The following is a 22,171-nucleotide window of genomic DNA, read 5'->3' as shown; positions in this document are numbered from 1 at the left end:
CCCCTCACCCCCCTTACGGAGCCGAGCCCGCCATGCAAAGTGAACCCAAGGCGTCGCTGGTCGGCGAGGAGTACGAGGTCGAGATCGGCCCGGTGGCGCACGGCGGCCACTGCATCGCCCGGACCTCCGAGGGCCAGGTGCTCTTCGTACGCCACACCCTGCCCGGTGAGCGGGTCGTCGCCAGGGTCACTGAGGGCGAGGAAGGCGCGCGCTTCCTGCGCGCCGACGCGGTCCAGGTGCTGGACGCCGCCAAGGACCGGGTGGAGGCCCCCTGCCCGTTCTCCGGCCCCGGCCGGTGCGGCGGCTGCGACTGGCAGCACGTCGCCCCCGGCGCCCAGCGCAGGCTCAAGGCCGAGGTGATCACCGAGCAGCTCCAGCGGCTGGCCGGGCTCACCCCCGAGGACGCCCGCTGGGACGGCACCGTCGAACCCGCCCCCGGCGACAAGGTGTCCCGCGGCGAGGTCCCGGCCTGGCGCACCCGGCTCCAGTACGCGGTGGACGCACAGGGCCACGCCGGGCTGCGCCGCCACCGCTCGCACGAGGTGGAGCCCGTCGACCACTGCCTGATCGCCGCGCCCGGCGTCACCGAACTCGGCATCGAGAAGCGGGAATGGCCGCAGATCGAAACCATCGAGGCCATCGCCGCCACCGGCTCCTCCGACCGCCAGGTCGTCCTCACCCCCCGCCCCGGCGGCCGGCTGCCGATCGTCGAACTCGACCGCCCGGTCTCCGTCCTGCGCATCGGCGAGTCCCGCGGCCGCGAGCGCCACCGCCTCGTCCACCGCGTCCACGGCCGCCCCTTCGTCCGCGAACGCGCCGCGGACCGCACCTGGCGCGTCGGCGAGGGCGGCTTCTGGCAGGTCCACCCCAAGGCCGCGGACCTCCTGGTCGAGGCCGTCATGCAGGGCCTCATGCCGCGCAAGGGCGACACCGCCCTCGACCTCTACTGCGGCGTCGGCCTCTTCGCGGGCGCCCTCGGCGAGCGCGTCGGCGACCGCGGCGCGGTGCTGGGCATCGAGTCCAGCAAGCGCGCGGCCGAGGACGCCCGCCACAACCTCGAGGACCTGGACCGGGTCCGCGTCGAACACGGCAAGGTCGAGCAGGTCCTGCCCCGCACCGGCATCACCGAGGCCGACCTCATCGTCCTCGACCCGCCCCGCGCCGGCGCGGGCAAGGACACGGTCGCCCACCTCGCCTCCCTGGGCGCCCGCCGCATCGCCTACGTAGCCTGCGACCCGGCCGCCCTCGCCCGAGACCTCGCCTACTTCCGCGAAGCGGGCTACACCCCGCGCCGCCTCCGCGCCTTCGACCTGTTCCCGGTGACGCACCACGTGGAGTGCGTGGCGATCCTGGAGCCTGTCGCGAAGGGCTCCTGACCTGCGGCTTTGCTCGCGCGTAACTAGGGCGTTCTTTCGCCCCGTCCTTCATAGACAGGGCGAAGACGTTGGTGCGTTGACGGGATCCTCGGGTTAGGGGTGCCGGTCGGTCGGCTCGTCCTTCCGCGACGGGGTGTTGGGTGCTTGGTCAGGGGTGGTGGCTTGGTGGCCGTGGAGTCGGTAGACCATGTCGTCGGGACAGCGGTGCAGGCGGGCCTGGCGCCAGGCGACGTCGTACGACATGGGGGTTGCGCCGCGCTGTTGGATGAGCAGGGCTCGGAGGCTGGTCAGGGGGGCCAGTAGTATCCGCCACAGGACGAGCTTCATGGATGCGCCCTTCGAGGTGTCCCGTCCGCCCCGGGCGCCTCCAGCGGTGGGATACCGCTGGGCAGGCTGCCACCGTTGAGAGCCTTGAGGGAGTCGGACAGCACGAGCATGGCCTGCTGCCGCTTCTCGATGTCCTTGAACCCTTGGCCGACCTGTTCCCATTGCTGCAGGAGGGGGAACCACCAGCGATCGCAGGAGTAGATCAGGCGAGCGAGGCGCTGGAGTTGGGCTACGTGGTCGTCGCCCAGGTCACCGGGGGCGTGGTGCTCAAGCCGGTCCAGGACGACGAGGTCCGGGCGGTCGTAGAGGTTCTCCTTCAAGAACCGCAGACGGCGGATCCGCTGTTCGTCCGCCGCCCGCTGAGCCAGTGACTCCTGTGCGGCGGGGGGCAGACCGAGAGTCGCGTGGACGGCCAGCAGGTGGTAGTTCGGGGCGCGGCGGGGCAGACCCCCGACGGCGGCGTTGATGGTGTCCTGCGCGGCGGGCACGTCCGAGGCTCCCAGACGCGTGGCTGTCTCGGCGGCCGTGGCGTGCACAGTGGTGCGTATGGCCTCTTCCACATTGGGAGGCACACGCCAGAGGGGTCGCCAGGTGATCGTGTACACGGCCTCGAACGCGATGCCGTCGGTGGAGCTGTGCAGCAGACGCGGCTGCACAGACGTACTCGTACGGACTGCGCGGCACCAAGGCCACCTCATGCGAAGTTCTCTTCGAGAGGGAAGACCGGACGCAGACGGCTGTCAACGAGGTGGTTGTAGAAGTCGTCAGCCACGCTGACGCCCTCAGCGGTGGAGATGCCACGCAGCTCGTTCATGAGCTTCATGCCGGCTTCGAACATGTTGTGGCCGCGCAGCGCTGGTAGGAGCTGGTCGCGTAACTGGGTGTAGGCGTCGGGGTCGTCGGCACAAGAACGGATCCAGTCTGTGAGGCGCGAGATGACCTCGGCAGCGGTGTCCGAAGAGGAGAGCAGATCGTGGATGGCTCGCTGCACGTCGATGTCTGTGGGGGGAGCGCACACGAGCCACGGCGTGCCGTCGCGGCGGACAGCCATCAACGCGAGGAAGGCCAGTGCGCCACTGCGTGCGGCCGAGCCCTTGCCGTGCTGCCATCCCTGGACCTCATCTGCCAGTCGCTGGGCCACGCTTGAGTGTTGGGCCAGAGCGTCGAAGGCGGTCAGGACTTGGCTGATCACGGTGGCATCGGTGTTCTTGTGCGCGACGCGGCGCAAGCGCACCATCGCCCGCTTGGCCAGAGAGCCGGCGACGGACGAGTCCTCCAGGGTGCTTCGGCACAGTGCGATCACGGCGGGCGCGTAGCTCTTCTGTTCCGCCCACCCGTAGAGCGCTTCCCACGCTAGGCGTCCGACGTGTTCGTTGCGCACGGCGCTTTCCATGACCGCACTGAGCACCTCCGGCTGACTGCTCCCGACGAGTTCGCCCAGTGTCGTGAGGTAGTCCACCGTTCCGTGCCTCACGGTGAGTTCGGCCAGCGCTGCCACGGCGTGGTCTTCCGGATCGGCGTTTTGGGCTGTCGCGACGAGCCAGGTCAGCAAGGGCTTGCGCATGATGTCGTAGTTGTCCCAGACGTACTCCAGCACCGCGCGCCCGTAGGCGGGTCGATCGAACACCACTGTGTCCTGCATGTCGACTCGACCCCCGACATCCTGGATACGTCGGCGCATTCCCCGTCCGGCCAGCGCGCTGAGGGCCGGTGAGAATCCTGGTGCCGCGTCGGGGGCGTCAGGGAGGTTTCCGATGGCTTTCAGCAGAGCGGCCGCACTGTGCGCGACGACGGGCATGGGCGCGGACTGCTGCACGGCCAGGGCCAGCAGCAGACAGCGGTCCTCCACCGTGAGGGAGGGGTTGTCGTGCGTGCGCAGACGGTTCATTTCGCCGAACCGGCTATCGAGTTCACCGCGCCAATCGGTCAGCGCCGCGATGATGCGTTCTTCAAGAGTGCTCTGGGGTTCACCCTCGCTGCCGGCCTCTGCGAGAGACTGCTGGAAGCTGATGTGGGTGTGTTCCTTCCAGGTCATCGCGACGGTGTGCGCGGCTCGCACGGCGGCCACCGCAGTCAGCCCGCGCAAGGAAGCGGTGGCCTTGGGGAGCGAGCGCAGTGACGTGACCAGTTGGCTGTACCCGTGGGCGTCCAGATGGGCTTCGACTACGTCCTGGGCATCGGGCGCCTCGTGCAGACGAACCACGAGGATGCCGTCACGATCGCTGAGGCGGTGGTCCTTCCACAGGTCCTGTGCCACGGTCAGTGCTAGATAGGAGCGGCAACCCCGGAGGTGGGTGGCGTGTTCCGACAGTGCGTTGAGGAAGTCGGCCGATACCTGATCGTTCTCCGGGTGCTTGAGGTCAAGCTGGTAGGCGTGCGCCTTCTCCAGCGGCAGGCGACCCTTGCTAGGGGTTTTCCAGTCCGCGTCCAGCTTGACCACGGTGGTGTTGTCAGCGGTGTGCTCGGCCAGCAGCCGCAGAGCGAGAGTTGTGGAGCCGCACGAGCGGGGCGCCACAATGATGATCACGGGTTGGTACGGGCGACTGGTCGCGGGATCGATGATCTGCTCCCAGACCGATTCCCAGTGCGTGCCGCGCACGAGTGGCTGGTCGAGCAGTCGCTCGCGAATTTGTTCGACACCCTCCAGTAAGTCCCGTTTTCGGGTCTCCAGGATCAGCTGTTCGATGACGTTGGCGACGACTTCGGGGTCCCCGTACACGTGTGTCGCTGCACCGCCGGTCTCGTGTACACGCGGAGTGGGTGGGACGGTATCCGGCGACGGGGGCGCGGGGGAGGGCGATGGGCTGTCGGGGTCCGGCCGGTCGGAAGCGCCCGTGCCGGAGCTAGGGCGCCATCGATGCAGCCAACTGCTGGAGCCGTTGGACTGGTTCTCGCCGGTCTCGCTGGTCGGCGGAGTGGTGTCGGAGCGGGTGGGGTCGAACGGTACGTCAGGCATACGGGAACTCCAGGGTGACTGCGGGATGTTGGCGGGGCGGGCGTCTCACCGCTGGCGACGGTCGATCCGCAGGGTTCCGAGGCTGTTGACGATCGTGGGGTCGTTGACCTGACCGTGGAACTGGAACGTGCCGCCGCTGCTGGCAGCCGGTGTCGCCGACGCATTGCCCGGCTGCGAGGCAGGGGCGGGAGCGGCATCGGGCGGAGGGGCGTCGGTGAGATAGGGGCGTACGGCAGGTCCGGTCAGGCCCGGCACGTGAATTCGGCAGGGCTGCTCGAAACCGGGCTTGTCGCTGACGCGGGCAACCGCCTCAAGGAAGTGGTGCGGGCCCAGATCCGGCGTGCGCCCTGCGTGCACGGTGCGCTGGTAGGCGATCTCGGAGAGCGCGGCCGCGAGGAAGGCGCCGCTGTCCCTTGCGATGGACAGCGCTTGGCGGGTCGCCTGGCTGTCGAGTAGTCGGGTGGTGTCGTTGATGGCGATACCGCGGTGGTCGGGCAGGGACAGAGGGCCGACATGCACGCTGGCCCGCAGGCGCAGGATGGGACTACTGGCCAGCCGCTGCTGTTCGTAGCGCATCAGCGCTGCGGCGAGGCGGCCCAGTAGCGGGTCCACGAGCCGGGCCAGCATCCCTGGCGGGAACAGCAGGATCGCTCCGTCGCCGCTGTCCTTGTACCCACCGGGCAGTTCCTGCGGGTCGGGCAGCTGACACTCGGCGAGCACGTTCGCCACGATGTCGTCCACATCGCATCTCGCGGCGGCCATCTTCGCCTCGGGGATCTGGCTGTACCTCTCCATGTCGATCGCCAGGAGGGCGAGTTCAGCGGGCACGTCCAGAGTTTCTGCGGGTAGCGGCGCATCCATCGGGCACCGTCCTTTCAGCGCGGGCGGTCAGGGGAGTGCCCATGCTGATCGGGCGGGACGGCCAACGCTGCCCAGCAGTGGGCACGTCTGAAGTGCGGCCTGTCACGCCTGCGTACGTGCGTGCGACTGAATCGAATGAATGTCGCGAACGAGGAGCCCGCCGGAGGTGGTACGGATCCAATCTTGCTCGCGCCAGGGCTTGAGTGCGTTGACCACCGCGTTGCGGGAAGCCCCGATCATCTGGGACAGCTCTGTCTGTGTGAGTCGCACGGCGAGATCCGAGGCGGAAGTGGATGCGGCGTCGACCAGCCGAGACAAGGCCGACGCCAGGCGTAGCGGGACGGACGCGGTGGCCAGTTCGAGGCGGACGGCCTCCGACTCCCTGACGCGGGCGATGGCGTGGCGCAGCAGAGGAGCGAGCAGGCCATGTTGGTCGACGAAGGTGAGAAAGGAGGCAGCCGGAATGATGCGGATGTGGCAGGGCTCGGCGGCGATGACTGTGGCGGTGCGCGGTTGAGAGTCCAGAACGGCAAGCTCTCCGAGTAGCTCGCCGGCGCCGCGCACGGCGAGCAGTGTCCTTTCCCCGCCGTCGCCGGCCAGAGTGATCAGCGCTGACCCGGATTCCAGCACGATGACGTGCGTTGCCGCGTCTCCTTGGCGCAGCAGCACGCTCCGAGCCGGTCGGATGCGCCGCGGTGCCAGCGCCTTCAAGGCTGCCCAGAATTCGCCACCGATCACCGTGGCATGCGGCTGATACCCACGTCCCTCCCGCTGCGCGGTCCCTATCAACACCCAGGGGATCGTCTCAATTAATCAGAAAGTAGCTCAATAGGCACATTCCAGCCACTAAGAGAGCGGCTAGGGCAAAGTCCACAGCCAGGCGGGCCGTGCGCAGCTTTCTGTCTGCCAGCCAGGCAAAGACTCCCAATCGGCGTGCCTCGACATGCCGTTCAAACTCCCCACGAGTGGCTGCGCTCACACCACACCTGTGGTGTACGGCTGCCTCGGCCATCAGCGCGTCCCGCAGTCCCGACTGCGGGACCACAGGCCGCAGTGCGAGCAGGGCAGCCCCTATCGCGGCCAGCGGCAACAGGCACATCACTACCAGGGAGAACACACTGATCCGGGGCATGCCGGATGTGCTCGACAGCACGGCAACTCCCGCAGCCAGTAGTCCGCCGGCTATGCCACACAACGCCGTTGCTTTGGTATCCGCCCGCTGCACCTCGACGAAGGCGCGTTCGGCATGCTCTTGCAGTCGCTGAGCCTCCGTCGGGCTATCCCATGGCTCGTGCATCACGCCCGCACCCTCCGCAGCCGTCGCGTCCTTTCATGGCAGTAGCCAGCCTGCTGGGCGCTGCCGAGAAGAGTTGCCTATCGCAGGGCACGATGAGTGCTGGGTCGCTCACTCCTTGGCCTTTCGACGGTGGTACGCGGAGGTGGTGGCATCGCTGGCGAGGCGATGTGGTCGAGTTCGATGGCGGCCAGCAGCCGCGTGTCACTCGGCGACAGCCAGCTGGTCACGGAGCGCCCGCCGCTTCTCCTGGCACGCCACCGGGCCACGGACCGCTGGGTGTCGAGCTGCCGCAACTCCCCGCGCAGGCCGCTGACGCGGCTCTCGGTCAGCCGCTCCCGCACCATGAGCGGAAGGGACACCTCCGGGTTGTCGGCTACCTCGCGCAGTTGCGGGTGGCCTACGCGGACGATGTCGCCCGGGCCGTGCCGGTTCTCCTCCACCACGCCCAGCAGGGCGTTGCCCACGGCGGTGGCCGTGGTGGACACCGGCAGCACACACTCCCCGTGGGTGATCAGGTCGCCGATGGCACGCTTCAGCACCGTTGTCTCGCGGTGATTACCCAGCGGATATGTGTGGTGACCCCGATGGTCTCCCTTCAGTGTGCTGGTTATGATAGATGTAGCTATCATAACTGCAGAGGTGATTCTTGTGACTGTGGCCAAGCCGGAGCGGCTGTTCGCGCGGGACACGGAGTGGCGGGAGCTGAGCGAGTTCGCCGCCTCTGGGCAGCAGGGGGCGTCGCTCGGTCTGGTGTACGGGCGGCGGCGGCAGGGGAAGACGCTGATGCTTGAACTGCTGGCGCGCCAGACGGGGGGTTTCCTGTTCGCGGCGACCCAGCAGAGCGAGGCGCAGAACCTCGCGGATCTGGGCGCGGCGTATGCGGCGTTCCGGGGACTGCGGCGGCCGGTGCTGTTCACCGACTGGCGGGATGCGCTGGACGAGCTGTTGCGGATCGGTGAGGACGCGGCGGCGCCAGTGGTGATCGACGAGTTCCCCTACCTGGTGTCGGCGACCCCCGCGCTGCCCTCCTATCTGCAGCAGGCGCTCAGCCCGCTGAGCCATGCCAAGGAGCACACCCGGACCCGGATGATCCTGTGTGGCAGCGCGCTGACCACGATGGCCCAACTGCTGGGCGGAGGTGCTCCGCTGCGGGGGCGGGCGGGCATGGAGCTGGTGGTGCGGCCTTTCCGTTTCCGGGAGGCGGCTGCGTTCTGGGGTGTGGCGGAGGACCCCGAGCTGGCGTTCCGGCTGCACGCACTGGTGGGCGGGACCCCGGCGTACCGGGAGATGTGCGGCGGTGCGGGGCCGGAGGGGCTGGCGGACTTCGACGGGTGGGTGGCGCGGCGGCTCCTCAACCCGGCCTCCGCGATGTTCCGTGAGGGCGGGCTGCTGCTTCGTGAGGAGCCCTCGATTTCCGACCCGACCTCGTATGCGGCGGTCCTGGCGGCGGTCAGCGCCGGACATCACCGGCGGTCGGAGATCGCCGGAGCCCTGGGGCGGCCGAGCAGCGCGCTGGCGCATCTGCTCTCCGGGCTCCAGGACATCGGACTGCTGGAGCAGGTCGAGGACGCCCTCAGGGAGAAGCGCAGCGTCTTCCGGGTCGCCGAGCCCGTGGTGCGGCTGCACCAGCTGCTGATCCAGCGCCATGAGCCCGAACTGGTCGTCGGCCGGGCCGACCGCGTCTGGGCGGACAACGCCGACACCGTCTCTGCGAAGATCTACGGCCCGCACTTCGAGGAGCTGGCCCGCGAGTGGTGCTTCGAGCACGCCGCAGCGGAGAGCCTCGGTGGCCGGGCGAGCTGGGTGCGCCCGACCGAGATCGCCTGCAGGGAGCACCGCCGAGGGCATGAACTGGACCTCGTGGTGGCGGAGTCACCGGCGTACGGCCCCGAGCGGATCACCGCGATCGGCGAGGCCAAGGGGACCCTCGCCCCCGTCGGGCTGCCACAGCTGGAACGGCTGGAACACCTCCGGGGGCTGCTGCCCAGCGCTCGGGTGGGGGCACTGCCCAAGCTCTTGCTCTTCGCGCGTTCCGGATTCACCGACGACCTCCGGCGCGAAGCCGGCCGGCGCGGCGATGTCGAGCTTGTCGATCTGCAACGCATGTACCACGGCGAGTGAACCGCCCGGCGCTACTTGCCGATCGGTGACTCCGCGACGCAGCCACCTGCGTTGATCAGGCTTTCGCCCTTCTCCTCGGCGATGACCTTGCCCTTGTGCACGATCTTGCAGCTCACCGTGGGGTCGGTGGAGACCGGCATGACCGCCGACGGCATGACGCCCCGCAGTGTCACCGTCTTCTTCCAGGGCAGCGCGGGCTTCTTCACCGTGGCGGTTTTGGGGTCCATGGCCTTGCCGCCGCCCCCGTTGAACTCGATCGACTCGACGTTCTTCCCCGTCACCTCGTAGGTGATCTCGTACGTCTGGTCCACGACCTTGTCGACGGTGTCGACGGTCTCCTCGTCCGAACAGGCGGAGAGGCCGAACGCCAGGCCGGTGAGGGCGACGGATATGACGGCGGTGCGGATGGTGCGATTCATGTGGGATCCCCCGAATCTTGATAAACAGGAAGCGCGGCTCACCGTAAACAGACAGTCAAGTCCATGTGAAGGTTGCCCTCTTGAAGCCGCGCTGCGGGGTGATCCGGGCTACGGCTCCTGCAGGGCCGTCTTCGCGGTGTCCACGAAGTGCGTGAGGGCGGCCCAGAAGGGGCTGTAGGCGTCGTCGAAGCGGCGTATCGCTTCTGGGTCGCCGGTGGTCATCGCCTGGAGGGAGCGGTGGAAGCGGCCGGTCGACTTCTGCAGTTTGTGGGCCGCCTCGCCCGCGGCGGTGGGGCCCTCCAGCTCGACCACGCGCGCGCAGCGCCGCAGCTTGCCGTAGTGGTCGCGTTCGCGTTCCAGGGTTTCGTCCAGCAGGGCGGGGCGGCTCCGGAAGTCTCCGGCGCGCTGGGCGGCGGAGATCTGCCAGTAGAACTCGCCCATGCTGTGGACCTGTTCGATCAGTTCCAGGTACGCGGTCCGCCTGCTGTCGCGCAACCGCTCCGCCTGCTGGGCGCGGGCGGCGGTGTCGGCCTGGATCTCGGCGGCCCGGGTGTTGCCGCGGCTGGTGACCCAGCTGGCCAGCACGGCGGTGCCACCGGTGAGGGACGCGATCCAGAACGTGCTGTCGAACATCATGCGCCCCCGCGGTCATCTTCAGTCACTGTCACCATCCCCCGATGGTAGGAAGATACGGAAGGAGTAACGGTTCGGCGGTATGCGCCACAGATATGTTCCGGGCATGAGCGCATCCGGGCTGCGGCCCGCCGTGACCGAGTTGAGGCTGTCCGCCTTCAAGTCCCATCGACGTGCGGTGTTTTCCCTGGGGCCGCTGACGCTCTTCGCCGGGCCGAGCGGAAGCGGTAAGTCGGGGGTGCTGGAGGCGTACGGGGCGCTCGCGCGCCTGGCGGGCGGCGCCCGGCTCGCGGAGGTGTTCTGCGATCCGGCGGCGTACATCCCGCGCCGGGCGCGGCCGGACCGGCAGGGGAGGCGTGGGTTCCGTATCGGGTGCACCGTGGACGGCCCGGTCGGGCCGGTGCGGCTCGATGTCGCCGTACAGGCCGAGCCCGAACTGCGGATCGTGGGCGAGCGGTTGACGGGGGCGGGGGAGACCCTGCTGGAGACGGCGCTGCGCGATCCGGAGCGGCGTTGCGTCCAGGCGGCCTGGCACACGGCGGGGGCGGTGGCGGTCACCCGGGCTCCGCTGCCGGACGACCGGCTGGCGACCTCGCTGCTGCCGCTGCGGGTGGCGGGTATCACCGAGGGGCAGCGGCTGGCGCTGGCCGCTGCCGAGCAGGTGGTGATCGCGCTGCGCTCGGTGTTCGCCTGCGATCCTCGGCCGGATCGGATGCGGGCACCGGCGGCGCCGCGCGACGGGCGGCTGCGCGGTGGCTGCGAGAACCTGGCGGCGGTGCTGCGGCGCACCAGCCGGGAGTGCGTCTCGCGGCACGCGGCGCTGGTCGCGGCGGTCCGGGCGGGGTGCGCGGGGCCGGTGGAGGGGCTGGTGACCGAGGGGGCCGGGGGCGGCGGGGTGCGGGCCCTGGTGGAGCAGGGGGAGCTGGGCGCGATGCCCGTGGAGCGGCTGGGCGACGGGGAGTTGCGCTATCTGGCGCTCGCGCTGGTGCTGCTGACCGGTCCGGGGGTGCTGGCGATGGAACCAGCGGCGGACGTCCTTCCCGCGCGGCAGGTGCTGACGGTCCTGGCGGACGGTTTCGACCGCTGCCTGGACCGGCGGCAGGCGCGGGAGCTGCTGGGGGTGGCGGCCCGGATGTGCGCACGGGGGCACATCCGGCTGGTGGGGACGGTGGGGGACGTGACGGGGGCGGTCGGGGGCGCCCCCGTCACGGTGGTAAACCTGGAGCGTGAGCGAGTCTCCTGAACCCGAGTCCGGTGCGCCTGCCGCGGCGTGTGAGCGACGATCCGATGGCCTTGGCGCCGCGGCCGATGGCCCTGACGCCGCGGCCGATGGCCCTGACGCGGCGGCCGATGGCCTTGATGTGGCGGGCCTGCAGCGCAGGCTGGCGGCCTTCGCGGCGGTACGCGACTGGCAGCAGTACCACACCCCGAAGAACCTCGCGGCGGCGCTGAGCGTCGAGGCGTCGGAGCTGGTGGAGATCTTCCAGTGGCTCACGCCGGAGCAGTCGGCGCGGGTGATGGAGGAGCCGGGGAAGGCGGCCCGGGTCGAGGACGAGGTCGCCGATGTGCTGGCGTATCTGCTCCAGTTCTGCGAGGTGCTGGGGATCGACGCGCTCGCCGCGCTGGCCGCGAAGATCGACCGCAACGAGGGCCGGTTCCCGGTTGCGGCGCCTGGAGGCCCGATTCGTCACTCTCAGTAGTGATTGAGTTATCCACAACGCAACTGTTGTCAACAGATTCCTGAATTCCCCTAGCTTTTCGGCCTGTTAGTCATCACTCTGGGTAGTGGAGGAGTAACGGGTGCGGAAAGTCCGTTGAGAGGGGTTCGGGGCATGGACGCGATGCGGCTGATCGGTGTCACCCGGCACGCCCTGGCGAAGGCCGGGGGCGTGCAGGACATCGTGGCCGAGGCCTGGCAGGTCCAGGCGCTGGCGGAAGCGGTCGGCGGATACTTCATGGTGAGTGGCCCGGCGGCGGCGCGGGCGGAGGCGCGCGGCCTGTGCGAGGCGGGTGGCAGGGCGCGCGGGGCGCTGTTCCACCCGGCGCTGCACCATCCCGCGCTGCGCGGCGGGGGGTTACGGGCGGCTCAGCTGTCGGAGGTGCGGGACCCCAGAGGGGTGCTGCTGGCGCTGGGGGATCTGCTGGCGGAGGCGGGATTCGCGCTGGTGGGCGTCGCCTCCAGCACGGAGGAGGAGGCGCTGTACTGGCAGTGCGTCGAGGCGATCGACGCGGCGGACGAGGCCAGGGACCGGGTGCTCGGGATGCTGAGGCATCTCACGGGGCTGGAGTGGGGTGGGGAGTGGGGTGGTGCCGCATGAGAAGGCAGGATGGGGGGCATGGATCTCCGTATTTTCACCGAGCCCCAGCAGGGGGCGACCTACGACACTCTGCTGTCCGTCGCGAAGGCCACCGAAGACCTCGGCTTCGACGCCTTCTTCCGCTCCGACCACTACCTCCACATGGGGGACGTCGACGGGCTGCCGGGCCCGACCGACGCGTGGCTCACCCTGGCCGGGCTGGCCCGCGAGACCAAGCGGATCCGGCTGGGCACCCTGATGAGCGCCGCCACCTTCCGGCTGCCGGGCGTCCTCGCGATCCAGGTCGCGCAGGTCGACCAGATGTCGGGTGGACGAGTCGAGCTGGGCCTGGGCGCGGGCTGGTTCGAGGAGGAGCACACCGCGTACGGCATCCCCTTCCCGAAGGAGAAGTTCGCGCGGCTGGAGGAGCAGCTGGCCATCGTCACCGGCCTGTGGAAGACGCCGGTCGGCGAGACCTTCAGCCATGACGGCGCGCACTACCAGCTCACCGACTCGCCCGCGCTGCCCAAGCCCGCACAGAGCCAGGTGCCGGTGCTGATCGGCGGCCATGGGCCGACCCGCACCCCGCGGCTGGCCGCGCGGTTCGCGGATGAGTTCAATATGCCGTTCGCGTCGGTCGAGGACAGTGAGCGCCAGTTCGGTCGGGTGCGGGCGGCCGCCGAGGAGGCCGGGCGCAAGGGCGACGACCTGGTGTACTCGAACGCGCTGATCGCCTGTGTTGGCAAGGACGACGCCGAGGTCGCCCGCCGGGCCGCGGCGATCGGCCGCGAGGTCCCGGAGCTGAAGGAGAACGGGCTGACGGGCTCCCCGGCCGAGGTCGTCGACAAGATCGGCCGCTATGCGGAGGCCGGGGCGTCCCGGATCTACCTCCAGATCATGGACCTCGACGACCTCGATCACCTTGAGCTGATTTCCTCCCAGGTCCAGGCCCAGCTGGCCTGACCGGCTTTATCGAACCACCAGGAGTACCCGTGATGTCTGTCCCCCCTACGCCACTGGCCACCGCGATGGAAAGCGGCCCCCTCGTCCTCGACGGCGGGCTGTCCAACCAGCTGGAGGCCCAGGGCTGCGACCTGTCCGACGAGCTGTGGTCGGCCCGGCTGCTCGCCGATGATCCGGGGCAGATCGAGGCGGCCCACGCCGCGTATGTGCGGGCGGGCGCACGGGTACTCATCACCAGCAGCTACCAGGCCACCTACGAGGGCTTCGCCCACCGGGGCGTGGCACGCGAGGACGCTACGGCGCTGCTGGGGCGCAGCGTCGAGCTGGCGCGCGGCGCGGCCGAGGAAGCGGCCGACCCGGCCGCCCCGGTGTGGGTGGCGGCCTCGGTCGGGCCCTACGGGGCGATGCTGGCCGACGGCAGCGAGTACCGCGGGCGGTATGGGCTGAGCGTGGCCGAGCTGGAGCGGTTCCACCGGCCGAGGATCGAGGCGCTGGTCGCGGCCGGGCCCGATGTGCTCGCCCTGGAGACGGTGCCGGATGCCGACGAGGCGGCGGCCATGCTGCGGGCCGTCGAGGGCTGCGGGGTGCCCGTCTACCTCTCGTACAGCATCGCGGGGGAGGCGACCCGGGCCGGGCAGCCGCTGCGGGACGCGTTCGCCCTGGCCGCCGGGAACGAGCAGGTGATCGCCGTCGGCGTCAACTGCTGCGAGCCGGGCGACGCGGACCGGGCCGTGGAGATAGCGGCCGAGGCCACCGGAAAGCCGGTGATCGTGTATCCGAACAGCGGAGAGGAGTGGGACGCGGCGGCCCGGAGCTGGCGCGGGCGGTCGACCTTCGATCCGGCGCGGGTGAAGGCGTGGCGGGACGCGGGCGCGCGGCTCATAGGCGGCTGCTGCCGGGTGGGTCCGGACCGGATCGCGGAGCTTGCGGGCGTGGTGGGAAACCATTAGGTGAGGGGGCGTTCACCCGGCGATACTCGGACGGGTGTTCTTGACGATAACCACCACCGGCACCCGTGAGCGCCCCGCGACCGACCTGGGGTTTCTGCTGCACAAGCACCCCGGCAAGGCGCAGCGGTTCTCGACCTCCCATGGCACCGCGCATGTCCTCTACCCCGAGGCGGACGAGCAGCGCTGCACGGCGGCGCTGCTGCTGGAGGTCGACCCCGTCGCGCTGGTGCGGCGGGGCCGGGGCAAGGGGCGGGGCGGCGCGCCCGACTCCGCGCTCGCCCAGTACGTCAACGACCGTCCGTACGCGGCCTCCTCGCTGCTGGCGGTCGCGCTGAGCACCGTCTTCTCCAGCGCCCTGAGAGGACAGTGCAAGGCGCGGCCCGAGCTGCCGGAGCGGCCGCTGCCGCTGCGGATCGAGGTGCCCGCCCTGCCCGCCCGTGGCGGCGCCGCCCTGGTCGAGCGGCTCTTCGCGCCGCTGGGCTGGGCGGTGACGGCCGAGCCGGTGCCGCTGGACGAGCGGTTCCCGCAGTGGGGCGACTCGCGGTACGTACGGCTGGTGCTGGAGGGCGAGCTGCGGCTCGCCGACGCGCTGCGGCATCTGTATGTGCTGCTGCCGGTGCTGGACGACGCGAAGCACTACTGGGTCGCTCCGGACGAGGTGGACAAGCTGCTGCGCTCCGGCGAGGGCTGGCTGGAGCACCACCCCGAGCAGCAGCTGATCAGCAACCGCTATCTGGCCCGCCGCTGGTCGCTGACCCGCAGCGCGATGGAGCGGCTGGAGCTGGCGCGGCTCGCGGAGGCGGACGACGCCGAGGTGGAGGAGATCGACAACGCGGTGATCGGTGACGGGGTGGAGGAGGTCCCCGCCGAATTCGCCGAGGGGGAAGGGCAGACGGAGCAGACGGAGCGGCCGGAGCACTCGGGGGAGGGGGAAGGAATGGAGCCGGAGGAGGGGAGTACGCCACGGCCGGTGCCGTTGGCGGTGCGGCGGCGCGAGGCGATCCTCGGCGCCCTGCGGGAGGCCGGGGCGTCCCGGGTGATCGATCTCGGCTGTGGCCAGGGGCAGTTGCTGGGCGAGCTGTTGAGGGACGCGCGGTTCACCGAGATCGTCGGTGTCGATGTGTCGATACGCGCGCTGAACGAGGCGGCGCGGCGGCTGCGCCTGGACCGGATGCCCGAGCGGCAGTCGGCGCGGCTCAAGCTGACGCAGGGCTCCCTCGCGTACACCGACTCCCGGCTCACCGGCTATGACGCGGCGGTGCTCAGCGAGGTGATCGAGCACGTGGACCCGCCCCGGCTGCCCGCCCTGGAGTACGCGGTGTTCGGCGCCGCCCGCCCCACGGCCGTCGTGGTGACCACGCCGAACGTCGAGTACAACGTGCGCTGGGAGACCCTGCCCGCTGGGCAGGTCCGCCACCCGGACCACCGCTTCGAGTGGACGCGCGGGGAGTTCCGCGACTGGGCGCGGGGCGTCGCCGAACGGCACGGGTACGGGGTGGAGTTCCGCCCCGTCGGCCCCGAGGACCCCGAGGTGGGGCCGCCGACGCAGCTCGCGCTCTTCCGGCGGGAGGCCGGGGAGACCGGGGAGACCGGCGCGACGAGCACGACCACGACACCGACCACGACACCGAAGGAGGCCGCCGCATGACCGACGCCATGACCGACGGCATGACGCTCGACAGGCGCAGCCTCGGTGTGCCCGACCTGTCCCTCGTGGTCCTCGTCGGCACCACCGGCTCCGGCAAGTCCACCTTCGCCCGGCGCCACTTCCTGCCCACCCAGATCGTCTCGTCCGACGTCTGCCGGGGCCTGATCTCCGACGACGAGAACGATCAGAGCGCCACCTCGGACGCCTTCGAGCTGCTCCACTACATCGTGGGCAAGCGGCTGGCGGCCGGGCGGCTGACCGTGGTCGACGCGACCAACGTCCAGCCCGAGGCGCGCCGTAGCCTGATCCAGCTGGCGCGCGAGCACGACGTCCTCCCGGTCGCGATCGTCCTCGACATCCCCGAGGGCGAATGCGCGCGGCGCAACGCGGCCCGGCCCGACCGGGCCGGTATGCCCACCCACGTCATTCCGCGCCAGCGCCGCGAGCTGCGCCGCTCCCTGAAGTCCCTGGAGCGCGAGGGGTTCCGCAAGGTGCACATCCTGCGCGGAGCCGAGCAGGTCGAGGCCGCGCAGATCGTCACCGAGCGCCGCTACAACGATCTGCGCCACCTCACCGGTCCGTTCGACATCATCGGCGACATCCACGGCTGCCGCTCCGAGCTGGAGACCCTGCTGGGCAAGCTCGGATACGCCCTGCGCCGCGACGGACAGGGCCGCCCGGCCGACGCGGTCCACCCCGAGGGGCGCACCGCCGTCTTCGTCGGCGACCTCGTCGACCGCGGGCCGGACAGCCCCGGGGTGCTGCGCCTGGTGATGGGCATGGTCGCCTCCGGGGCGGCGCTGTGCGTGCCCGGCAACCACGAGCACAAGCTCGCCCGCTATCTCAAGGGCCGCAAGGTCAAGCTCACCCACGGGCTCGCCGAGACGGTCGAGCAGCTGGACCGCGAGCACACCGCGGACCCGGAGTTCGCCGACCGGGCCAAGGCGTTCATCGAGTCGCTGGTCAGCCACTATGTGCTGGACGGCGGGGCGCTGGTGGTCTGTCACGCCGGGCTGCCCGAGAAGTACCACGGCCGCACGTCGGGCCGGGTGCGTTCGCACGCGCTGTACGGGGAGACGACTGGCGAGACCGATGAGTTCGGCCTGCCGGTGCGCTATCCGTGGGCCGAGGACTACCGGGGCCGCGCCGCGGTCGTCTACGGACACACCCCCACCCCCAAGGCGTCCTGGCTCAACAACACCCTCTGCCTGGACACCGGTTGTGTCTTCGGCGGTCGGATGACCGCGCTGCGCTGGCCGGAGCGCGAGATCGTGGACGTCCCGGCCGAGCAGGTCTGGTACGAGCCGGTCAGGCCGCTGGGCAACGAGGCGCCGGGCGGTACGGATGGCCGTCCGCTCGACCTCGCCGATGTGCGCGGCCGCCGTATCGTCGAGACCCGGCACATGGGCCGGATCGCGGTCAAGGAGGAGAACGCGGCGGCCGCCCTGGAGGTCATGAGCCGCTTCGCCGTCGGCCCGCGGCTGCTCGCCTACCTCCCGCCGACCATGGCGCCCGCCGCCACCTCCGCCGAGGAGGGCTACCTGGAGCACCCGGCGGAGGCGTTCGCCGCCTATCGCGCGGACGGGGTGCGCCAGGTGATCTGCGAGGAGAAGCACATGGGTTCGCGGGCGGTGGCGCTGGTCTGCCGCGACGCGGAGGTGGCGAAGGAGCGCTTCGGGGCGCCCGACGGCGTATCCGGCATGGTCTACACCCGCACCGGGCGGCCGTTCTTCGACGACCCGCGGCTGGCCGAGTCCGTCCTCGGCGGAGTGCGCGGCGGCATCGAGGGCGCCGGGCTGTGGCAGGAGCTGGAGACCGACTGGCTGCTGCTGGACGCCGAGTTGATGCCGTGGTCGCTCAAGGCCGCGGGGCTGCTGCGCAACCAGTACGCGGCGGTGGGCGCGGCCTCGGGCGCCGTCTTCCCCGGGGTGCTCTCGGCGCTGGAGGGCGCGGCGGCGCGCGGCGTCGAGGTGTCCGCGCTCCTCGACAAGCAGCGCGGGCGGGCCGTGGACGCGGCCGCGTTCACCGAGGCGTACCGGCGCTACTGCTGGCCCGTCGACGGGCTGGACGGGATACGGATGGCTCCGTTCCAGATCCTGGCCGCCCAGGGCCGCAGCCTCGCCTCCCTCCCGCACGACCGGCAACTCGCCCTGATCGACCGCATGATCGAGGCGGAGAAGCCCGTGCCGGAGCGCTGCCCGCTGCTCGCCCCCACCCGCCGCCTGATCGTCGACACCGAGGACGACGCGTCGGTGGCCGAGGGCGTCGCGTGGTGGCGGGAGCTGACGGAAGCGGGCGGCGAGGGCATGGTCGTCAAACCGCTCCAGGGCTTCGTCCGCAAGGGCGACGGCCGACTGGTCCAGCCGGGCGTCAAGTGCCGGGGCCGGGAGTATCTGCGGATCGTCTACGGCCCGGAGTACACCCGCCCGGAGAACCTGGACCGACTGCGCCAGCGCCACCTCGGCCACAAGCGCTCGCTCGCCCTGCGGGAGTACGCGCTGGGCCTGGAGGCGCTGGACCGGCTGGCGGACGGTGAGCCGCTGTGGCGGGTGCACGAGGCGGTGTTCGCGGTGCTGGCCCTGGAGTCGGAACCGGTGGACCCACGGCTGTAGCCACGCGGGCGGGTCGGTGGCGGGGCGCGTCGACGGCGGCCCCGCCACGCTTCGGGCCCGGCCCGCGGTGCCGACCGCGCCCGGCCCGGGGCCAGATGGCGGATACTGCCGATTCCCGCGCCCGGCTCCGGGGTCACACGGTCGCCCCCGACTCGTGGCAGAGCGGATCGGCTCTGGGCGTGGCGGGGGTGGTCGTGATCACGGGTGGTGCCGCCCGGCCGGATTCGGGGGCGTTGCGCGGGGGCTGGGCTTCGCTGTGGTGGCCGCCAGGCTTGCCGGGCTCGTGGCGGTGGGGTTCGTGGGGGTGCCGACCCCGGCGGGCGGGGGAGTGCGGGGGTGTTCGAACGGATTCCGCCGCAGGTCCCCCCCCCGGGGGCACCGGTTCCGTCCCGGGCCATTGACGTGCCCGTGCCAGCTGCCTAGCGTGCTCGTCATACCCATCGGTTCTCCGCAACCTGACGAGTGTCCCAGTGAGGCGGGAGGGCGGATGAGTCTTTTCGAGGACGGTCGGCCTTTTCTGTACGCGCTTCCCGCCGACGACCGGCGCGCCCTGCTCGCGCTCGGCAGCCCGCGGACGTACGGCCCCTCCGAGGTCGTGCTGCGCGAGCACGACCGCACCACCTTCGTCGTCGCGATCGTCTCCGGCTGGGCCACCGTCTCCGTGGAGACCGAGCGCGGGGTGCGGCTGATTCTGGCGTTACGGGGTGCGGGTGAGGTGGTGGGGGACCAGGCCGCGGTGGATCACGGTTCGCGCAGCGCCACCGTCACCGCGCTCGGCCGGATGGAGGCGGTCGTGGTCTCCGGCGACCGGTTCCGCGCGTATCTGGCCGCGCGGCCGGTCGCGACGGTGCTGATCATGCGTCAGTTCAGCTCCCGGCTGCGCAGCTCCGACGGTGAACGGCGCTCCCTCGCCTCCGAGAAGGTGCTCCAGCGGCTGGCCGCCCGGCTGGTCGAGATCGCCGAACGCACCGGCCATGCCGGTCCCGGCGGGGCCATCGCCGTCGATCTGCCGCTGCCGCAGCACGACATCGCGGCCGCCGTGGGCTCGACCCGGGAGGCCGTCGCCAAGGCGCTGCGGCTGCTGCGCGACCAGGGCGTCGTACGGACCGCCTCGCGCCGCTTCGAGGTGCGGGACATCGGACTGCTGCGGCTGCTGGCCGAGGGGCGCGCGACCGGGGAGCACATCCCGGCGCGCCCCTGCGAATGAGCGCGGGCGCGCACGCCCCGCGAATTCGCGCGACTGTGTAAACGGCTACAGCCCCCGTCCCGCCCCCGGCCCACCCTGGTGGAGGCGCAGGCGAACGGGACCGTGTGCGACGGGGGTGCACACGGCCCAGCGCCTGGCACCGGAGAAGGGCGGCGGGACGGATCGGGGGAGAGGTCTCGCCGCCCGCTTCGAGGGTCCGTCCCAAGGCGCCACCCCCGAGGACATACGGGGACCATGGCATGAAGGGCGGCGGGCGATGAGCGGACCGGACGGCATCGGCATCCCGGCGGACCCGGGCCCGCGGCGGCTGGACGTCCCGAGGGGCGGCCCGCTGGACGGCGCGGGCGAGGCGGGCGGCGCCCGCACGGCGCGCGAGGCGCGCGCCCATCTGCGCCTCACCGACGGCCCGCCGCGTCCGCCCGGCGGCGACGAACACCGTCCGCTCCCCGAAGGCCCGGTCACCCGCGAGGAGCTGGCGCTGCTGCGCCGCGTCTACCGGCCCGCCCCCGGCTACGCCGCAATGCGGGAGCAACTGCGGCGCACCCACTTCCTCGCCCTGTGCGGCGAACTCGGCACCGGCCGCACCTGGACCGGCCTCGCACTCCTCGCCGAGGCGACGGGCCACGGAGGACCGGCGGACGTGGCCGAGCACGCCGGTCCGCCCCTCTCGGCCGAACTCGCCGGGCTGACCGGCTCGGCAGGACCCACCGCCTCGGCTGGGCCCGCTGGGCTGTCTGGCTCGGCCGCGTCCACCGCCTTGGCTGGGCCCGACGGACCGGCTGACTCGGCCGACCCCGCCGCGCCCGCTCAACCGGCGGGTGGGGGCGTCATTCGGTTGGGGGTTGGGGATCTGCTCGGTCTTGCCTGCGGCGGGCGGCGGGTTGGGCGGGGGTGGGGGTATCTGGTTGAGCTGCCCGCCGACGACGTCCCCGATCGCCTCGGGCCCCTCCTGGACCGGCTGCGGGCCCGCTTCGCCGAGCGCGGGGCGTTCGGTGTCGTGCTGGTCGCGGGGGGTCCGGTCGCCGACCGGTTGCTGAGTGCCCGGCGTCACGCCGTACCGTACGAGCCCCCGGACGCCGCCGAGGTGTTGGACCGGCACTTAGCGGACCTGCTCGCGGAGGAGCCCGCCGAGCTGCTCGTCCTCGCCCGCGCCACCGCCGCCCGGCCCGATGTGGCCGATGCCCTCGGGCTGGACGAGCCGCGTCCCGGGGAGGCCGCCCGGCTCGCCCGGCAGCTCGCCGCGCACGCCGAGGGGCGGCTGTCCGACGAAGGGCTGCTGGAGCGCTGCCGGGCCTTCGCCCCGGACCAGGCCCGCGCGTGGTTCGACGGCGCGGGGCGCCCCGGAACCCTGCCCGCCGCGCTGCCCGCCCTGCGGACGGCGGCGCTGCGGATCGCGCTCGCCGTCTTCAACGGTTCCGCGTACAGCCTCACCGCCGAGGCCGCCGAGCTGCTGACCTGGGAGCTGGCCGTCACGCTCGACCCCCAGTACGCGCCCGGGCGCACGCTGTTCGCCGCCCGCCCCGGGGCCGGGCTTGCCACGGCGCGCGCGGTGTGCGGCGACGGCGTGGAGGACCTGGGCGACGCGTCGGTCCCGGTCCGCGCGGTCCGGTTCCAGGGGCGGCGGCTGGCGGCCGCGGTGCTGTACGAGGCGTGGGACGGCCACCACAACGTCCGCGGCCCGATGGCCCGCTGGCTGCGCGCCCTGTGCGACGACCCGCGCCCCCAGGTGTGGGTGCGCGCAGCCGTCGCCGCGGGCGTGCTCTGCGCCCGCGACTATCTGTACGGCTTCGTCGAACTGCTGCTGCCACTGGCCCGCGCCGACAGCCCGGTGCAGCGGATGGCGGCCGCCACCGCGCTCGCCGAGGCGGCCCGCGACGACGGCGTACGGCCCGCCGTGGACGGCCTGTTGCGCGGCTGGGCCCTCGGCGACGACGCACGCGAGCGCGAGACGGCGGTCCTCGCCCACGGCTACGGCCTCGCCGCGGGCTCCGTCCAGGCGTCCCTGGAGGAGCTGGCCCGGCTGGCGTACGAGGACGACGGCCGGATCACCTCGTACAGCGTGCTGCGGCTGCTGGCCGGGACGGAGCCCGACGCCGTGCTCGGCGTGCTCGTCCACTGGCTGCACGACACCCGGCGGCCGCGCCGGGACCTCGCGCTGCTGACGGTGCTGCGCGCCGTCACCACCCGCACCTCGCATCTGTGGGGGCTGTGCGAGGTGCCGGAGCTGGAGCCGTACGCCGCCTGGCCGCTGGCCACCGCGCTGCTGGCCGCCCGCCCGGGCAGCACACCGCTCCTCGCCGAGCTGCTGCGGGCCGCCCTGACCTGGGCCCGGTCGGCGGCCGCGGCCGAAGACGCGCTGGTCGGCTGGATCCGGCAGGCCGCCCGCGACGACCGCCAACTGGCGGTGTTGTACGGCTTCCTGCCCCGGCTCGCGCACGACGGTGACGAACCGCTCGACGTACGGGCGGCCACCCGGATCCGGGAGGTGCTGGAAGCGCTGTGAG

General features: G+C 71.7%; 20 protein-coding genes. 11 read left to right on the top strand and 9 right to left on the bottom strand.

Annotated elements, in window-relative coordinates:
* Positions 1-32 precede the first annotated feature (32 nt).
* The gene (locus ACWC5C_RS19505) at positions 33-1,376 is read left to right on the top strand and encodes a class I SAM-dependent RNA methyltransferase (RefSeq protein WP_450876820.1); all 1,344 of its coding nucleotides are present in this window, start codon (positions 33-35) and stop codon (positions 1,374-1,376) included.
* A 93-nt stretch (positions 1,377-1,469) separates the two neighbouring features.
* Here the strand turns inward: ACWC5C_RS19505 and ACWC5C_RS19500 are convergent, their stop codons facing one another.
* The 7 genes from ACWC5C_RS19500 to ACWC5C_RS19470 form a co-directional block, all read right to left on the bottom strand.
* Positions 1,470-1,703, bottom strand: a complete 234-nt coding sequence (locus ACWC5C_RS19500; RefSeq protein WP_450876818.1) for a hypothetical protein — start codon at positions 1,701-1,703, stop codon at positions 1,470-1,472.
* Entirely contained in the window at positions 1,700-2,359 is a 660-nt protein-coding gene (locus ACWC5C_RS19495) for a hypothetical protein (RefSeq protein WP_450876816.1), read from the bottom strand. The genes ACWC5C_RS19500 and ACWC5C_RS19495 overlap by 4 nt, the downstream gene beginning before the upstream one ends.
* 38 nt (positions 2,360-2,397) lie before the next feature.
* Positions 2,398-4,422, bottom strand: coding sequence for a hypothetical protein (locus ACWC5C_RS19490; protein WP_450876814.1), 2,025 nt, complete (start codon positions 4,420-4,422; stop codon positions 2,398-2,400).
* A 282-nt stretch (positions 4,423-4,704) separates the two neighbouring features.
* Entirely contained in the window at positions 4,705-5,487 is a 783-nt protein-coding gene (locus ACWC5C_RS19485; RefSeq protein WP_450876812.1) for a hypothetical protein, read from the bottom strand.
* A 135-nt stretch (positions 5,488-5,622) separates the two neighbouring features.
* The gene (locus ACWC5C_RS19480; protein WP_450876810.1) at positions 5,623-6,312 is read right to left on the bottom strand and encodes a Crp/Fnr family transcriptional regulator; all 690 of its coding nucleotides are present in this window, start codon (positions 6,310-6,312) and stop codon (positions 5,623-5,625) included.
* Positions 6,313-6,325: 13 nt separating this feature from the next.
* Positions 6,326-6,820: a hypothetical protein gene (locus tag ACWC5C_RS19475; RefSeq protein WP_450876808.1), complete on the bottom strand. Its 495-nt coding sequence runs from the start codon at positions 6,818-6,820 to the stop codon at positions 6,326-6,328.
* 74 nt (positions 6,821-6,894) lie between these two features.
* Positions 6,895-7,356, bottom strand: a complete 462-nt coding sequence (locus ACWC5C_RS19470; RefSeq protein ID WP_450876806.1) for a hypothetical protein — start codon at positions 7,354-7,356, stop codon at positions 6,895-6,897.
* Positions 7,357-7,465: 109 nt separating this feature from the next.
* Between ACWC5C_RS19470 and ACWC5C_RS19465 the strand changes: the two genes are divergently transcribed.
* A complete protein-coding gene (locus ACWC5C_RS19465) occupies positions 7,466-8,938 on the top strand; it encodes an AAA family ATPase (RefSeq protein ID WP_450876804.1) in 1,473 nt (490 codons plus the stop codon).
* A gap of 11 nt (positions 8,939-8,949) precedes the next feature.
* On the opposite strand, the gene ACWC5C_RS19460 is transcribed toward ACWC5C_RS19465, so the two are convergent.
* Positions 8,950-9,357 carry a hypothetical protein gene (locus ACWC5C_RS19460; RefSeq protein WP_450876802.1) on the bottom strand — a complete coding sequence of 136 codons (408 nt, stop codon included), beginning with the start codon at positions 9,355-9,357 and terminating at the stop codon, positions 8,950-8,952.
* A gap of 108 nt (positions 9,358-9,465) precedes the next feature.
* On the bottom strand, positions 9,466-9,990 hold the full coding sequence (locus ACWC5C_RS19455) for a hypothetical protein (protein WP_385441141.1): 525 nt from the start codon (positions 9,988-9,990) through the stop codon (positions 9,466-9,468).
* Between the two features lie 106 nt (positions 9,991-10,096).
* Between ACWC5C_RS19455 and ACWC5C_RS19450 the strand changes: the two genes are divergently transcribed.
* From ACWC5C_RS19450 to ACWC5C_RS19410, 9 genes are all read left to right on the top strand, one after another.
* Positions 10,097-11,233 (top strand): AAA family ATPase, encoded by a 1,137-nt coding sequence (locus ACWC5C_RS19450; RefSeq protein ID WP_385440926.1) that lies wholly within the window; start codon positions 10,097-10,099, stop codon positions 11,231-11,233.
* Positions 11,217-11,690, top strand: coding sequence for a nucleotide pyrophosphohydrolase (locus ACWC5C_RS19445; protein WP_450876800.1), 474 nt, complete (start codon positions 11,217-11,219; stop codon positions 11,688-11,690). The genes ACWC5C_RS19450 and ACWC5C_RS19445 overlap by 17 nt, the downstream gene beginning before the upstream one ends.
* Before the next feature lie 132 nt (positions 11,691-11,822).
* A complete protein-coding gene (locus tag ACWC5C_RS19440) occupies positions 11,823-12,308 on the top strand; it encodes a DUF6099 family protein (RefSeq protein ID WP_385440921.1) in 486 nt (161 codons plus the stop codon).
* An 18-nt stretch (positions 12,309-12,326) separates the two neighbouring features.
* Positions 12,327-13,250 (top strand): LLM class F420-dependent oxidoreductase, encoded by a 924-nt coding sequence (locus tag ACWC5C_RS19435; RefSeq protein WP_450876797.1) that lies wholly within the window; start codon positions 12,327-12,329, stop codon positions 13,248-13,250.
* A 32-nt stretch (positions 13,251-13,282) separates the two neighbouring features.
* Positions 13,283-14,200 carry a homocysteine S-methyltransferase gene (gene mmuM, locus ACWC5C_RS19430; RefSeq protein ID WP_450876795.1) on the top strand — a complete coding sequence of 306 codons (918 nt, stop codon included), beginning with the start codon at positions 13,283-13,285 and terminating at the stop codon, positions 14,198-14,200.
* 34 nt (positions 14,201-14,234) lie between these two features.
* The gene (locus ACWC5C_RS19425) at positions 14,235-15,848 is read left to right on the top strand and encodes a 3' terminal RNA ribose 2'-O-methyltransferase Hen1 (RefSeq protein WP_450876793.1); all 1,614 of its coding nucleotides are present in this window, start codon (positions 14,235-14,237) and stop codon (positions 15,846-15,848) included.
* A complete protein-coding gene (locus ACWC5C_RS19420) occupies positions 15,845-18,460 on the top strand; it encodes a polynucleotide kinase-phosphatase (RefSeq protein WP_450876791.1) in 2,616 nt (871 codons plus the stop codon). The genes ACWC5C_RS19425 and ACWC5C_RS19420 overlap by 4 nt, the downstream gene beginning before the upstream one ends.
* 487 nt (positions 18,461-18,947) lie before the next feature.
* The gene (locus tag ACWC5C_RS19415; RefSeq protein WP_450876789.1) at positions 18,948-19,667 is read left to right on the top strand and encodes a Crp/Fnr family transcriptional regulator; all 720 of its coding nucleotides are present in this window, start codon (positions 18,948-18,950) and stop codon (positions 19,665-19,667) included.
* A 256-nt stretch (positions 19,668-19,923) separates the two neighbouring features.
* A complete protein-coding gene (locus ACWC5C_RS19410) occupies positions 19,924-22,170 on the top strand; it encodes a hypothetical protein (RefSeq protein WP_450876787.1) in 2,247 nt (748 codons plus the stop codon).
* Position 22,171: the final 1 nt, after the last annotated feature.

Source organism: Streptomyces sp. NPDC001700, from assembly GCF_053596435.1.
This window is presented reverse-complemented; position numbering and strand designations above follow the sequence as displayed.